General features: G+C 37.7%; 14 protein-coding genes. All 14 read right to left on the minus strand.

Annotated features, from left to right (window positions below; genetic code table 11):
* The 14 genes from AC0YOB_RS18100 to AC0YOB_RS18165 all read right to left on the minus strand — a co-directional run bounded on the left by AC0YOB_RS18100 (position 1) and on the right by AC0YOB_RS18165 (position 15,487).
* A complete protein-coding gene (locus AC0YOB_RS18100) occupies positions 1-1,140 on the minus strand; it encodes a LuxE/PaaK family acyltransferase (RefSeq protein WP_475793970.1) in 1,140 nt (379 codons plus the stop codon).
* Entirely contained in the window at positions 1,133-2,209 is a 1,077-nt protein-coding gene (locus AC0YOB_RS18105) for an iron-containing alcohol dehydrogenase (RefSeq protein WP_475793971.1), read from the minus strand. Before AC0YOB_RS18105 ends, AC0YOB_RS18100 begins: the two co-directional genes overlap by 8 nt.
* A complete protein-coding gene (locus AC0YOB_RS18110) occupies positions 2,206-3,666 on the minus strand; it encodes a class I adenylate-forming enzyme family protein (RefSeq protein WP_475793972.1) in 1,461 nt (486 codons plus the stop codon). The genes AC0YOB_RS18105 and AC0YOB_RS18110 overlap by 4 nt, the downstream gene beginning before the upstream one ends.
* Positions 3,666-3,908, minus strand: coding sequence for an acyl carrier protein (locus AC0YOB_RS18115; protein WP_475793973.1), 243 nt, complete (start codon positions 3,906-3,908; stop codon positions 3,666-3,668). Before AC0YOB_RS18115 ends, AC0YOB_RS18110 begins: the two co-directional genes overlap by 1 nt.
* 144 nt (positions 3,909-4,052) lie before the next feature.
* The gene (pseH, locus tag AC0YOB_RS18120; protein WP_475793974.1) at positions 4,053-4,592 is read right to left on the minus strand and encodes a UDP-4-amino-4,6-dideoxy-N-acetyl-beta-L-altrosamine N-acetyltransferase; all 540 of its coding nucleotides are present in this window, start codon (positions 4,590-4,592) and stop codon (positions 4,053-4,055) included.
* Positions 4,593-4,628: 36 nt separating this feature from the next.
* Complete coding sequence (locus AC0YOB_RS18125; RefSeq protein WP_475793975.1) at positions 4,629-5,324, minus strand: CDP-alcohol phosphatidyltransferase family protein; 696 nt, start codon at positions 5,322-5,324, stop codon at positions 4,629-4,631.
* 28 nt (positions 5,325-5,352) lie between these two features.
* Positions 5,353-6,510: a phosphonoacetaldehyde reductase gene (locus AC0YOB_RS18130; protein ID WP_475793976.1), complete on the minus strand. Its 1,158-nt coding sequence runs from the start codon at positions 6,508-6,510 to the stop codon at positions 5,353-5,355.
* Complete coding sequence (locus AC0YOB_RS18135) at positions 6,458-7,177, minus strand: phosphocholine cytidylyltransferase family protein (RefSeq protein ID WP_475793977.1); 720 nt, start codon at positions 7,175-7,177, stop codon at positions 6,458-6,460. The genes AC0YOB_RS18130 and AC0YOB_RS18135 overlap by 53 nt, the downstream gene beginning before the upstream one ends.
* A gap of 16 nt (positions 7,178-7,193) precedes the next feature.
* The gene (aepY, locus tag AC0YOB_RS18140) at positions 7,194-8,327 is read right to left on the minus strand and encodes a phosphonopyruvate decarboxylase (protein WP_475793978.1); all 1,134 of its coding nucleotides are present in this window, start codon (positions 8,325-8,327) and stop codon (positions 7,194-7,196) included.
* Positions 8,317-9,924 carry a phosphoenolpyruvate mutase gene (gene aepX, locus AC0YOB_RS18145; protein WP_475793979.1) on the minus strand — a complete coding sequence of 536 codons (1,608 nt, stop codon included), beginning with the start codon at positions 9,922-9,924 and terminating at the stop codon, positions 8,317-8,319. Before aepX ends, aepY begins: the two co-directional genes overlap by 11 nt.
* A gap of 18 nt (positions 9,925-9,942) precedes the next feature.
* Positions 9,943-11,799, minus strand: coding sequence for a sulfatase-like hydrolase/transferase (locus AC0YOB_RS18150; protein WP_475793980.1), 1,857 nt, complete (start codon positions 11,797-11,799; stop codon positions 9,943-9,945).
* 7 nt (positions 11,800-11,806) lie between these two features.
* Complete coding sequence (locus tag AC0YOB_RS18155; RefSeq protein ID WP_475793981.1) at positions 11,807-13,006, minus strand: glycosyltransferase; 1,200 nt, start codon at positions 13,004-13,006, stop codon at positions 11,807-11,809.
* Between the two features lie 21 nt (positions 13,007-13,027).
* A complete protein-coding gene (locus tag AC0YOB_RS18160; protein WP_475793982.1) occupies positions 13,028-14,170 on the minus strand; it encodes a DegT/DnrJ/EryC1/StrS family aminotransferase in 1,143 nt (380 codons plus the stop codon).
* Between the two features lie 30 nt (positions 14,171-14,200).
* Positions 14,201-15,487, minus strand: a complete 1,287-nt coding sequence (locus AC0YOB_RS18165; protein ID WP_475793983.1) for a sulfatase-like hydrolase/transferase — start codon at positions 15,485-15,487, stop codon at positions 14,201-14,203.
* Positions 15,488-15,491 lie beyond the last annotated feature (4 nt).

A 15,491-nucleotide genomic window follows, 5' to 3' on the forward strand; every position in this document is an offset into this window, starting at 1 on the left:
TCACATTAATTTCCCTTCGGCGTAAACATCTCCACAACCGCGAATCTCTGCTTTTGGAGCACGTCCAACAAAACGAAATGCTTTCCCCTTTCGTCCGCAGGGACAATTGTCAATATCAACAATTTGCCCCAGATCATCAGTGATGACAGAGTGATTAGGGCTAGATAGCGGAAGAAGATATTGCAGTTGAATTAAGCCCGTCTGCCCGGTGGGCACCGATTTTAGAGTATGGGGATTCCTGATAATAACATCGGCATAGTAAGGAACATGCTTGTTCCCATATGGGCAATCCGGGTAAATAACTCCCGTTTGTTCCACAAGCCCATAGAAATCAATGACTTGTGATGAATCCAATGTCCAAACGGAAGAAATGCTGCGGTTAAAAGAGTCTTTATCGACAGCCAGACTTTGCAGCTTTTTCCATCCTCCGCTATGAATCAAGAAACTATTTTTACCAAAGCCTTCGAAAGTCTGATCAAATGACTTTAATTTCTCATGGGCTTGATACAAAATGTATGTAAATCCATACGCGATGAAGTTCCCTGCCTCCTTAGAAGCTTTCACAGCTGCGTCTAGTTTTTCTTCATTCAGAACGAGCTGACCATTATGATAATCCATTACAAAGAAAAACTGACTTGCATAGCCCATTAATGACATGATGGCCGCTCCACGAGCTGACAAAGTACTCTTCCCCTTAGCTGTTTCCATAGCATCAAAGATAATATACGGCCTTCGGTCCGTTCCCAAAAAACTATCGAAAATCATCTGGACCGATTTTTTCTGGCGTAAGGAAGTGACATCATCAACAAATATTTGCGATGGAATCCCAGAAGATGTGCTACTGGATTGAATAGCCTTCATTTTTACAGATAACTCAGACGAATTAGAGCTTTTCAATTGAAACCGTTTGAAAATTGAAGTAGGTAAATAGGGGATATCCTCATTATTTGTTGAATAGCTTTCAATCTCAATCCCTGTATGACCGCTTCCATTTAAAAATTGATTGTATTCCGGGCAACCCGTTCTATGCCAACCCACAAGCTCTCTCATTACTGATGTGAACCAATTTCTCTTATCAGATTCTGCTAGTTCATATGCGCCAATTTCATTAATAAAGGCTTCCGGAGCTTCTTTATTCATAGAACCACGTCTCCAACCATGTGGCTATTTCTGTTCTTGTCCAAAAGGCAGGGTTCGTACGAAAACAAGGATCTTTTGCGATTGCTTGCACAACAAAATCTTTAGTTGAATGATCGAGAGACAACGGATGATAACTCCCTACGCTTTGCTGTACAGAACAATCTATCCATTCCAACATGTCATCCAAACTTGAAAAATGAACCGAATGCGCAAACTGGGTTAGCTTCTCTTCCGCTTTCTCCCTATTTTTGCGAAGTACCCTGGAAAGTAAACGGGCACATGCTTCACCATGCCATTGGCTGGGCAGCTCAACTTGATGTGCCAAAGCGTGCACTAGTCCAACTGAGGCTGCACTTTGCGCTTTTCCTGCACGTAAGCTGTTCCACTGCACGGCAGATGCATCAGATTCAGATAATCCGCCTGATCTTAAAAATTGATCAATAATATCTTTGCTGCTTCGAAACGACTCCAACGAATGAAATTTCGTCTGGGCCGTTGCTATAGGTGAAACTGCACTTTCCAGAGCATGGACCAATGTATCCCATAGCCCGTTCAATAGAACCCGGCTGGGAGCATCATGAAGAAGTGTACCATCGAGTATAATTTTATTCGCTAGCAAATACGGAGCGTGAAGTGGTAGTTTAACACCATTCACGGTCAATACCGCTGTCTCGCTTGACTCACTCCCCGAACCAGCGGTAGAAGGTACTACTACGAGATAAAGGGGATTTGAAAGCTGCAGTTCCTTCATTATATTTTTAGAGAACCACATTGATCGGTTTTCCAGCTTGCACGTTCTAGCTGCCAGCTTTGCAAGATCGAGTACTTTACCACCGCCAACAGCAATAATCATGGTCGGATTCGTTGCTTCCACCCGCTGTTGCAGGGCCAGTAAAACTTGTTCACTTGCTTGACTAGCTTCAAACACCCGGTTTAACGGCAATTCTTTGGAGAGCTTATATCGAAGTGAAGGAGAAATCACCCATAAGGCATCCTGATATAAAGCGGATGATACATCATTGAGTAATCCACGCTGCTCTTCTATCTTTGGCCAACTTAGACTCTTCATAGTGTCTCTCCCTTCTCCCATATGCTGCGCGCTTCCACCCTTTTGGGTTTTCCACTGTCCGTCAAAGGAATTTCATTCCAAATCTGAAACTCACGAGGAATTTTATATAACTCGAGATCCTCTTTACACCACTTTTTGATATCAGCGAACAATTCCCGCTGGTTTTCCCGATAAGCTTCACAGACAATGACACCGACAATTTTTTCAAAAGTCAACGGATCCGCGACTCCAAACACGATACATTCTTTGACAAACGGATGTTTTTTTATGACTTGTTCCACTTCAAATGGATTAACTTTCATACCATCCACGTTAATTTGTTCTTTAATTCGACCCATCACAAATAAAAAACCATCCTCATCAAATGCACCGATATCTCCAGTTGCAAACCATCCATCTTTCATAAAGCTTTGTGGTTCATTCAAATATCCCATCATAAGGTTTTTTCCGCTTATTTGTATTTCGTGCGTTCCGGGATCAACTCTGATTTGCACGCCTTCTGGAGATTGCCCAACGCTTCCTAACTTGTTATTATTTTTGCGATACGCGATAAAAGAAGTACGGCTCGCTTCTGTCAGGCCATAATACATATAAATGCGGACGTGGGGCAGAGAATCCAACAAGTCCTGAACAAGTTCACCTGAGATTGGTGATGTATTAATAATAATATAAGAAAGATTTTGGCAAGCCCTCAGGAATGCTTCACGATGGTAAGTTAAAAGCAGATAAATCATAGCGGGAGTTGCCGGAAACCCAGTGATTCCCTTATTTGCAATCAAATCAATAAATCTTTTTGGCTCCCGAAATGACGGGGTCAAATATAAACTCGATCCCAGGAGAATAGCACAATGTACATGGCCAAGTCCAAAAGAATGACTTAGCCTTAGAACAGTGGATTCGCAATTATCTGGTCGCAGCTCAGCCCACTCCACGATTCTTTGAGTAGTAAAAACTATGCTTTCATGTGATAACATAACTCCTTTGGGCCTACTAGTCGTTCCACTTGTGTACATAATAAGCGCACACTCTGATAGAGCTATTGTGACAGGCTCAGCAGCATTCACCTCTACTTCATACTCTGAACGTTCCGGAAAAGATACAAGAGGGACATTCAGAGCAGAAATCATTTGTTTCTGTCGGCTCAAGAGGATTAATTGTGGCATAGCATCTTCAGTAATCCGTTCCAATGTTTGCTCCCGGATATCATAATCTACCGGTATAGCGGTGGCTCCCGCATACCAGCAAGCGAAGTAAGCAATCAGATACTCTATCTCGTTAGGAAAGCAAATAATAATACGTTGTCCGCTCGTGACTTGATGTACTCTTGTTAAATAGCTTGCAAACAGAGATACTTCCCCAAAAAAATCAGAATATGACCAGTCACCATCGTCTGATCGGATAAATGTCTGACCAGGATGGCTTGCTGCCTGCCTTTTCAGATGTTCCAAAATTGTCATTATACATCTATGCCCTTGGAGCGCAAATAGTTTTTAATATCACCAATCGTATGGATGTCCACCACTTCCTCGACAGTCATGTGATGACCAAACTCCTGCTGAAGAGCCACAGCCATCGAAACTGTAGCCAAACTGTCCCAGCCCTCAATTTCATCTGGACCATTCTCATCTTTATAATCGTTCTCATCCATCATAAAAATATCCACCAACAAGTTTTTCAGCTTATCATTACCATCGCTCATTATTTATTCCTCCAAAATTGGTATATAGTTTTTATCGGTAGATATCGCTTTTTTATTCAGTAGTATGATGCTTTGTATTATAGCATAAGCATAATAGGAGTAAGAAGGACGCACAGGAGCATGGCGTCCTTCTTACTCCTATTCTTAACTTTCAAATTCAGCTACACATTTCTCATAACGTGTCTTCAAATGTGTCCATTCTGAATTTAACAGTTCAAAAAGATAAACGTCATGGTAATGCCCTTCCTTGAAAATATGTCTCCGATAAGTGCCTACTTCTCTGCATCCTTGAACGAGGTGAATTTTTCTAACGTTCTCGTTCCCTTCCATAACTTCACCCATAATTTTAATAAAGTTAAGCTCTTCAAACACATAATGATACACATAGGGGGCTATCATAGCCCCAAATAATCTGGCACTGTCTTCGCCTATATAAAATGCCCAGCTGCACCGCCGATGAAACCAGTCAATTTCATTTAATGAAACCAGGCCGACGAGACGTTCATTCAATGAAATCAACCAATACCGTTGTTTGGGATCATCTTTGATGCGATAGAACCATGCGCGGTGTTTTTCCATATTGTTTTCCACATCGGAAAACATATATTTAGTAACTTCGGGCTTAATCCGCCAACTCAGCACCAGCTCAAGATGTTCTTCCCGTAGTTTAATAAAGCTCAGCATAATCAGTAGTCTCCCGGATAATTTGAAATTCAATGTTTAATGATTTTTTGAATCGCTTTTTTTGTGGGACCACTTTGTCTTCATACATTCCCAAACCCTATAAATCCAATCCAAGTTCTTCCCAACAATGATGAAATACATTAACAATGTCATGGCTCCAAATAAACTGAATAAAGAAATCAGAACGTAAATCATAAAAATATCAAATCCCGGAATGATACCTTTCGATAGAATCCATTCCTTCCACTTGGCCCTCACTAAAGGTCCTTTTTTCATAAAGGGTAATACATAGAGATGAACGATCAGGATATCCAAATAAGGGGTAAAGAAAAATAAAATTTTCAGCCATAACTCCGCTTCAACACCAAGTGCTATACCTAAAAACACAGAAAAACGAACCACTTGATCCGTGATTCGATCAAATTTTGCACCAAAGGGGCTTTTTCTATTTGTTAACCTGGCAAGATTCCCATCAACCAAATCCAAGTGATAGTGAAGCTGTAAAATAATCGCACCCCAAACCCAGTGCCCGAAATAAAAAAAAGCCGCGGCTACAATTCCAAAAATCCCCGATAAAAATGTTACCATGTTCGGAGTTAATCGGAAAAGGATGGAGAGTCTCGTCAATATTGGAGTGGTGGTGAGAAGAACAAAATAATTGGTGATATATTCAAATTTTCTTTCCGTATGGGCTACGTAGCGTTTTCTAAAGCTTGTATTGTCCATTGACATGCCCACTTTGCCCCCTCATTCTGCTAGCTCAATTGTCAATGTTTTTTCTTAAGCAGTTCATGAATTTTTCCATTTCAACTATGCTATTCTGTGCTCGGCCTGTCGTATGAAGGGTAGCTTCAATATGTCCCCAATCCTCCCATGTCAACCCATAATGCCTGAAATCGCTGGATATTCCGATACGTATCATTATTTCACGAAGTTGTAGAGCAGGGTTACTTCCGAAAATATTCTCCATGGCTCTATCAACAACTTCACTTTGACCCGTAACGGCTTCGATAATTACAGGTAATGTAAAACTGCTGGCAATTCCATGAGGGATTCCTTTATTCAAAGTCATATAATACGACATGGCATGAGCAATCGATGTCTGAGTATTTGAAAATGCCAGGGCCGCATTCATAGAGGATAACATCATTTGTCTTCTGTATTCTATGTTCCGCAAATCATTTACCAGAAGCGGCAACGTTTCAGTAATTCCGATAGCCGCTGTAATGGCATATTGAATCGTTATCGGATTTGCTTTTACATTCCAAATGGACTCCAATGCGTGAGACAAAGCATCCATACCAGATTGAATAGTAACTTCCCTGGAAACCGAATAGGTCAATTCCGGATCACAAATACAGCTATGATACCATGTATCCTTCAGAAACAAAGAATATTTACGTTTCTCTTCATCGTCCCACACCGTTGCCCATGGCGTTAACTCGCTTCCTGAACCAGCCGTTGTGGGAATTGCGATCATAGGAGTTATGGAGTAGTTATGCTCGGAGCAAGGGGCGTTTTTCACCAGCTTTTCTACCTTAGAAAATACGGGTTGTTGATGTCTTACCGATAGCACCTTGGCACTATCCATCACGCTGCCTCCACCTAAAGCTATAATGAGTTCATAATCCATAACCAGTGATTCCAAATACTGATGTTTCAATTGCGCTAAAGTAGGATTCGGCGTCACACTATCAATTACATACTTTATGCCAGTGTATCTGGAACACAGCCTATCAACTACTCCACGACATCTAAAACCTGGTGTCGTTATAAGCAGAACTGTACGATCACCAATAATTGCTTCAAGTTCATTAATTGAACCTTCACCAAAGGTAATCCGCACTGGATTATGATATTGGAAATTAATCAGCTGGGAACAGCTCCTTTGCCCGCTCGTAATCGTCCAGAAAATCAATTTCAATCCATTTTCGGGAATGCGTCGCACTGCACTTGATTTGATGACCTTCCCGTGCCATTTTGGTAAAAGCAAATGTATCATAATAGTTGAGGCCTTGGTTATACAATATATGCTCTATACTTTCAAAAACAGGGACAGGGTTGCGGACAAAAGCAATCCCTGTCCACTCTCCCAGACTTTCTTCGAAAGGAATGCTTTTATCCGACATAAGCAACATTCCACTCCCGTTTGCCTTTACTTTCATAGCTTCTTCATCTACACTACCCATATCCGTGACTAAATCCAAATCATAACCGTGAGCCTTATATTCCTTTAAGGCTAATTCTAAAAGGCTGTACTCATAAATAATATCACCATGTAAATAAATAAACTCATCTTCCCCAACAAATGATTTTGCATGCCATAGCGAACCCATGTTGTTACATTCCTTATAGAAGGGGTTGAATATGTAATAAATATCCGGACCCAATGCCTCTTTAATCTGATCTTTTCTATAGCCCACAACAACGGCGATATCCGTTATGCCAATGGAATGAAGTGCCTCTATGGAACGTTCAAGCAATAATTGCCCATTAATCTCTAATAGCCCTTTTGGATAATCTAACGTAAGTGGATACAGCCTACTGGACAATCCTGCTGCGACAATAACCGCCTTTTTCACCATGAAGACCTCCGCAGATTTAATTGACTATCCATTCCATCAAACGCTCTTTTACCTCATATGGCTTAACTTTTGGACGGCCCAAATTATCTTTGATTCCCTGACTCGTTCTAATGTAACCGAAAGTCAGCTTCTGTTCGGACTTCCAACTATTCAATTGCTCCTTTAATTCATTCAAATCATGCAAATGAACTACATTGTCATAGCCAACTGATGCAGCTAAACCTACAAAATCGACAATATTGGAAACAGTGGACTGCCCGCCTGTTGATTCATGGGCATTATTGTCCAGTAATAGGTGAAATAGATTAGATGGGCTGTAATAACTGTTCGTCGCCATAGAACCCATTCGCATGAGCAATGAGCCATCTCCATCGATACAAACAATCTGCTTATCCGGTCTTGCCAATGCCATTCCTAAAGAAAATGCACCTATACAACCCATAGAGCCGACCATATAAAACTGATTGGGTTCATCAGATAATTCATACAGTTCTCTTCCCGTGACGCCTGTTGTTGCCATTAATATCAAATTGGAATCACTTAATTGCTGGAGAGTAGAGAGAACCTCAATTCGTCTTGGTAATTGATTCGTCCCTGTCATCTTTTCTATAGCATGAAATCTTGTTTCCTTCTCAGGTTGTTCTTTAAGTTTAACAGATTCAAATCTCCCTTGACGCACAACAAAAAAGAAGGAACGCTTCTCTTCTATAACTTTATTCGCTTCCCTTAATTGATCCTCTGCTTCATTAATGTCATCCGACAAATATGCCCATTCAATACGCATAACGTCCAGCAGATCTGTCGTTATAACTCCCATCAACTCATGCTGGGGCTCATCCTGCAGCCCTTCTTCCCCCCGCAAACTAACAAAACCAAGCACAGGAATTTGAAATGTGTAGTTCAGAGAGGTAAGGGGAGATACAGCGTTGGTTAAGCCGGAATTTTGACAGAGGAAGACAGACTTTCTGCCTCCAAGGTAAGCTCCTGCACAGGTAGCGACTGCATCCCCTTCATTAGCTGCCATTACATAGTCACACTCATTAATAGCATAATTTATTAAGTTTTTAAGAAAAGAACAGGGGACACCGGAATAAAAATCGAATCCGGATTGCTTCAACAATTCTCCAAATTGGTATGTATTAATGGACATATAATTCTCCTGCCTTTTGGAGATCGATTACATTATCCACATCAAGCCAAGAACCTTTTATATATAGAATATTTACAGGGTGAACGTCAATTATCGCATTAAGCAGATCACTCATTCTCATTTGAGGAAACTGCTGATTGGCTGATAGCTCTGCTAGAACATTCTTAACTATGGCTGCTCCTTGCTCATTTACTTTCCACAATCCAATGAACTCTCCATCCAACTGTTGTGCAGAAATTGTATTGCTCATGATTTCAAGTTTTACAGATTCATTAAACACGCTTTTGGTATATTTTTTGTCGGCTTTAACATAATCACAATAATCACCTTCAACAACTTGACTATCGGCATCAACTACTATGGTGATAGCATCATCAGAATTCAATAACTCGTGCAGTACATATGGTTTAAAAATAATATCACCATAACTGATAATTGTATTCTCCTTTAATTCTTCTTTAGCCGTCCACAATGAATATAGTTCTTTAGTGATAGCATAGTTGTCGTTATCGATTGTCTTCAGGTTTCCACCTTGTATCTGATCTTTGCCGAAGCCGCGCACTACAGCAATCTCTTTAATCCCTGCGTGGTTGAATTCACTCACCTGCGTGTGCAAAAGTGTCTTTCCATTGACTTTCAATAAGGCTTTAGGCATGTTCTCGGTCAATTCAACAAGATCCTCACCTTGAGAAGCAGCTAATATTATCGCATTAACATCCTTTCCGTTTGTTGGTAAATATTTCTTCTCGGCCAACTTTAACTCATCCGCTCCCTGAATCCGGAAAATCTCTGCAACCGTAGCCACTTGACCTTCTACATTCACCAAGCTTTGGTCTCTATAAATAGTATTGACCGTTGCCTGCATAGCTGTAATGGCTGTACGCACATTGTGATTTGCCCATATTGCCATGCTGATTTGCAGTTCCCGGAATCGATCAGTTGGTGTAGAGTAATATTTAGTTGGTACAATTACCAGTGGATGGCGATTTCCCCACTCCGCGCAAAATGCTTCGATATCAGAAGGATTTGACTTTTTGCTGTGTACAAGAATCGCATCTGCCCCTGCCTTCCGATAAGCTTCTCCTCTACGAAGGGCTTCTTCCAACCCCCAACCTGCAATAAAAGCTTCCAATCTGGCGACTACAACAAAATCATCATCCTTCTGTTCGTCCTTAGCAGCTTTAATTTTGCCGCAGAATTCATCGATCTCCGCTAAAGGTTGGGCTTCTCCGTTAATGAATGAATTCGTTTTAGGGAACAGTTTATCTTCAATACAAACCCCTGCAATATTTCGTTGTTCCAATTTACGAACCAAACGCCTCATGTTATTAAAATTTCCATATCCGGTATCGCCATCTAACAGGACCGGTATAGTTGTTGCATCACTCATGAATTCCAAGACTTCAAGTACCTGTGTCCATGAGGCTTCATTATTATCTCTCACTCCTAGCGCTGCCGATATAGAGAGACCGCTTCCCCAAATCCCCTTGAAGCCGGCTTCTTCAACGATTTTAGCGGACAACCCGTTGTGGGCTTCCATAATAAATTCTAGTTCGTTTGACTGAATCATTTTCTTGAGCTGCGTTGACTTATTCATTGTGTAGTCTCCTCTAATCTAATTTACTTTATCTAAGTAGTAAAAATCTTTATTCACAAGATACGTACGAACCTCTTCAATTCGTTTAGAATATTTTGGTATACTAAATAAATTTGAGTCTTCGTCTGGAAGTATGTAATACTCCTCAATACCATCGTCATACAATACATATTTTTCTTTTTCAGTCCGAACACACTTATATCCTTTGCTGAATTGTTTGAGGGATTTCATTACGCTTTCATTTTTTATGACATCTGCATTTCTAATTGGATCTCGTTGCATCGTTACATATCCAACCGACTTTTTGGAGTAGCATCCTTTCTCAAAGATAGAAATTAAGATTTCACTAAATGAATTCATGCTCAGCAATTCATTATTTTCTTTTTGCATTATCGATTTATGATGAATGAAAAAAGGTACATGCATTACTTCATCATACCAAGTAACGACATGGCCTGTAGGGCGACCTGGCGTAGCCCCACCAGCATGATCGCTACTAACAATATACGTTATATTATCTCCCAACAAATTTAAATACCATGAAACCTGTTCATCAATATAATGAAGACTTTGTTTGTACTGAACAGTAGCCTCATCGGATTCAAAAGATAAATCAGTGTGAAAAAAATTAAAAGGATTATAATGCGGATTTATGACACCCTTCATATTTCCTGAGATATACGGAAAGTGCGATTCCATGATGTGGAGAAAATGATACTGCTTTTTCTCAGGATGTTTAACCATTTCACATAGTAGTTTCCAAAGTACTCTGGATATGGGCTGCTTAGGATTTTTTTTTGCCTTTTCATCAATAATTTCTTTCTGTGCAAAACTATATGTACTGATTTCTTGTGAGCTCTCTTCCTCTAATATATTAAATGCAAGTGGATTCATATTGTGAAATATTTGATATCCTTGATCTAACAGATAAGTAAACAATTTAGAATGTTTTAATAAGGCTGTATTAATGCCTACTTTTCTATCGTCAATAACTTGTTTTTCTGTGAACATTGCTAAAAAACAAGCCGTAGTATAAGTGGAAGAAGCAAAGATATTATTGAATCTAAGCGCTTCTTTCGAAAGTTTTGAAATAAATGGCATAGTATACTCTTCTAAGTCTTGAGCACGTAATCCATCTATCAGTAACTGGACAACTTTAGGAGGTTCATTTTTTAGTTGCAGGTAATTACTTAAATCTTTAAGCAATTGTTCAAGTTCTGCTAGAAAAAAAACTATAGATTCCTTTCCATCAAACCCTTTCGTAATATATTCTTGGATAAAGTATTGTGCACTAATAAAATCACGAATGTACAAATACATCCTTATTAAATCCAATAAATTCTTTTGGGCTACGATCTGATCATTGGCTTTCAAATACTGCTCATGGATTATATGTGTATTTAAATATAACTTATATAATTCGCAGACATAATTGTAATGAACAGAATGGATGTTCTGAATATCAATATATTCATAGATATCTATAATCTCACATTGTGGAAATTCTTCTTTTATTTGAGTAGCTATTCCATTTCTGAAGTAATATGAAGAGATTATTATCACTTCGATCTCTTCATCATTAATGGTTTTTATAGATTTTACTGGGATTTCATTTATTCTCTTTTCTAATAACTCCTCATTTTTATCTACTATAAACAAAATATCAACATCTAAGTAATTTTTCAGATTTAATAGATATTGAGTGTGCTCCCCACCACCCCAAATCGCAGTACGTTTTGATAATGCTCTCGAATTAATTAATTCTATTGTCTTATGTTCTATAAAAGTCAACAATGTTCCATTAAAGTTTAAATCGTATTTATCTAGCAACTTTTCTAAAAAAAAATCAAAATCAATCAATTCTCCCTCTGCCATCTAGATCCTAGCTCCAATCTATATGATAAAGAAATTCTAAATCTAAACCATTGAAATACCTTATATTGCTTTTGAATTGCATGTTATCCAACTGAGATGAGATATCCTTATAAAACATACTAGAAATCAGTATAACAATTGAGTCATCTTCTTCTTTCAGAAGTTCCTTTGGATCCTTTATAAGTAGATTCCATTGATATATTCCCCACTTGTTACTATTGTTATCCACCATATACAGAATCTTAATTTTTAAAATATCACAAATTTTAATTACATCTTCTGCATATCTGCCTGTTCCAAATATTACAACTGAGGACTGTTGAGTTAAAGTCACATTGTTTGCTCTTTGATGTTTTAATATTTCATCCAACAGCAGTGTACGGGTTTGTTGTGGATCATCTTTCATTTCTTCTACTATTATTCTAATTTTTAGTCGTGATATTGCATTTAATAGTGTGCTAGAATATTGACCTTCGAAATATTCATCAAACTTTTCAAGCATGACAATCTTTTGCTTTAAGTAAAACAGAGTATTATCATTATGCTTAAGTGACCATATTCCATTAACATGAAGTCTATAAGCACTCATTTCTTGATCAATATAACCAATATCCCCGAAATGAGCGTTCATTATATGAAGTGGTCTGTCACCAATTGGTAAATTGTAGAACCAACTTGGAAACTCTTTAATAGTACCGGTTCGAAACATAACAGAAGAAGTACACATAAAATAATCATTAAACAAATCCTCAATTGTTAATCTTTTTACTGCAAAAGAACGGGGAGGCATTGAATACTCCGGTTGACTGTTATCATCATAAAAAACTTTAGCACGTGTGAAACATATTGCTAATTTATTATCTGAATGAAGCAAATCCACTTGACTCTGCAATTTATCTGGAGAAGTCCAATAATCATCACCATCCAAAATAGCTGTAAACTCGCCATCACAAACGGAAAGTATTTTTGAAAAATTCCTCATTGAACCAATGTTAATATCATTAAATATCAGTTTTATGTTATCCGGGTATTTTCTTGAATATTTCTCCAAAATTTCTCTTGTCTTATCCGTTGAACAATCATCAGTAATGATATGTTCCACATCAAATTTAGTAGTCTGCATTAAAACACTTTCTATAGTCTGAGCAATATATTTTTCATGATTGTAGGTAACGGTAAAAACTGATACCTTAGGTCTCCGAATCATTTACACATCAACCTTTTTTAATTATTCTTGACATATTTTCAAGAGAATTTTACATATTTGTTCGATCTCATTCCCACTTAGTGCCCCATAATATGGTAAACAAAGAACCTCACTGGCGGCTTTTTCAGAAGCAGGAAGATTGGAAGATAAGGAAGATGGCAGATGTGAATAACACTCATAATGACTACACAAAGGGTAAAAATATTTACGGGTAAATATGTTATATTTCTTTAATTCAGTGTAAATATGATCTCTAGATTTACCAACAATCTCTTCATTTATTCTAATCGGTAGATATTGATTACTCTTTTTCACATTTTTATGTATAGGATTTATAAAAGATAGTCCTTCAACATTTTTTAGTTGTTCTTCATAAGATATTTTAATGTTATTTCGCAGTTCTCGTTCTTGATTTATCATGTCTATTACTAGCAAACCAATAGCACTTTGAACTTCATTCATTTTACCATTTAAACCAGCTAGGATTACTTCATCTTCATTATTTATACCGAAATTTTTAAGTAAATTTAATTCTTTTTTATTTTTTTTGTCGTTATAAGTCAGTGCCCCCCCTTCAATAGTATGGAACAATTTCGTAGCATGAAAACTGAACATCGTAATGTCTCCGTAATTTCCTATTCCTTCACCATTTATTTCTGTTCCAAATGCGTGTGCTCCATCATAAATAATTTTTAAATTGTACTTATCTGCTATCTGTTGAATCTCGTTTACCTGACAAGGATTACCATAAACATGAACTCCCAATATCGCACTTGTCTTGGAAGTTATTGCCTCTTCAATTCGTGCGGGATCCAAAGTTAAATTTTCAGAATGTATATCACAAAAAACAGGCTCAAGATTATTCCATATCAGCGAGTGCGGCGTAGCTGCAAAAGTAAAAGGCGTGGTGATGACTTCACCTTTTAATCCCAACATCTTGCACGCAAGCACAAGCGCTGAGGTCCCATTGTTAAACAATGTAATATTGGGAACTTTTAAATATTTTACGAGTTCCTCTTCTAACAGTAGATGCTGTTTTCCCATATTAGTGAGTTGCTGCGAGGTCCAAATTTCATATAACTTATCATTAACTTTATTAAGATCTGGTAGCAACGGTCTCGTAACATATATTGGATTATCAAAAACTAAGCTGTCATATACCATTTATACAACCCCATATTATACCGATTGTCTTTATTTCCAAATATAAGTACGATTCTTTATCAAGCAAAATGACTCTACATCAAAAAAGTAATTAGTTCCATTATTATTTATATATTTATTACGGCTATTTATATTGCTAATAAGTCTGGACCTTAATGCATAAAAGTTATCTAAAATATAATTGATTTGATCTTGCTGCATAATTTTTTTGAAGTGAGTGTGCGAAGCACCGCGATTATTGAAAAGCAGTTCCCCATTGGGATTCATATCAAAAAAGCTCAATAAATTAGAATGGTTAGTCGGGTCAAGCCGGTAAGCGTATAATTCCATTCCAAAATCACTCACCATAAGATGATAATCTTTATTGGTTACTGCAAAAGATTTATTGATTCCTCCGGAATTTCTTTCACTTAATTGATTGGCAAACATATTACGGCTATATACATAATCATTACTATTTTCGAAAATGTTTAACCCCGAAAATGAATTGCTATTAGGTTCATTCAAACCCAATAAATGTAGAATTGTTTGTCTCATATCGGTTAATTGAGTCAGTTTCTTTTCTATGCCGCTTGGTTCCCCTGGTCTATAAATAAAAGCTGGAGTTCTTATTAAATTAGTGTATGGCTCGATCCCGTGGCAAAAACCACTATTTAATGAATGCGTCCATAACTCATCTCCGTGATCTCCAAATCCTACAATAATAGTGTTATCCAACATTTCATTGTTTTTCAATATATCTAGAACTACTTCGATTGTTTGATCTATTCTTTTGTAGCCTTTGCTCCTTCTTTCATGAAAATTACTGCCGGCTGACTTATATTCATCACTATAATATATATGACCTAATTCATTCCAAATGTATAATGCTTTAGGTTGTTCAGACGATTTGACAAACTCATTAATATGTTCCATTGCGTTGGAGAATGTATCTTTCCAGATAAATTGTTCATTTTGATTATTTTTACTCCATAATCCAAACTTTCTTATATCATCTCTCCAGATCTTTGGAAAACCTATTCCTAATGTTTGATAATTATGTTCCCTTAGAAGATCAAATAAATTAGCTTCATAACCTACTGGCCCTAAAAATTCGTCAAAACTTGGTGAGTTATCTAGTTCACGATCATTCCCATACAAAAAATCGGTGAGAGCCATTAAAGATGATGTAGCAGTAGTGAAAAAATTTTCTAACACTAATGATTGACTTTGTATTTTTTTCAAAGCTGTAAATTGATCCTTCTCTTGGTTGAGTATCTCATCAGAAAGGCTTTCCAAATGAATGACCACGAGATTCTTAAGCTTTTTATTTAACATCTTA

This window comes from Paenibacillus sp. JT31N17, from assembly GCF_056269255.1.